At 63.2% G+C, this 522-nt stretch carries 1 pseudogene; it reads left to right on the forward strand.

Annotated elements, in window-relative coordinates:
- A pseudogene (locus F8D48_RS11825) lies at positions 1 to 522 on the forward strand (transglycosylase domain-containing protein); the annotation flags it as partial.

Below are 522 nucleotides of genomic sequence, written 5' to 3' on the forward strand. Positions count from 1 at the left end.
GGCAAGTTGTCGCAGGCAAGACGGGCACCTCGGACGATTACAAGGACAGTTGGTTCTGCGGCGTGACGCCCCAGATGTCGGTGGCTTTCTGGCTTGGCGACCGTCGCGATTACTTTGGAGACAACTCCTGCGAATCAATCCCGTCGTCGGTGACGGTGGCAAGCGCCTTTGCCAGCTTCATGAACGTGGTGCTCGAAGGACAGCCTGCGGTCGATTTCGCCAATGCCGCCAATCCGCCGTATAAGGCCTATACCGATGCGAAGTACGGCATCGGGGGCACCGCCGGCTCTTCGGGCGAGGATACTTCGAAAGACTCGGACAAGAAGGGCAAAGACACCGATTCCAACAGCGCGAACGGGACCAACAACGGCTCGAACTCGGGCGGCACTAACGGATCCAACACGCCGGGAGGGCCATCCGGCGGTGGGACCGACAAGCCCGATCCGGCTCCAACCCCGGACCCCGAGCCCACGCCGGACCCCGAGCCCACGCCTGATCCGGAACCGGAGCCGACTCCCGATC

It is taken from the genome of Adlercreutzia muris (assembly GCF_008831045.1).
GTDB lineage: Bacteria > Actinomycetota > Coriobacteriia > Coriobacteriales > Eggerthellaceae > Adlercreutzia > Adlercreutzia muris.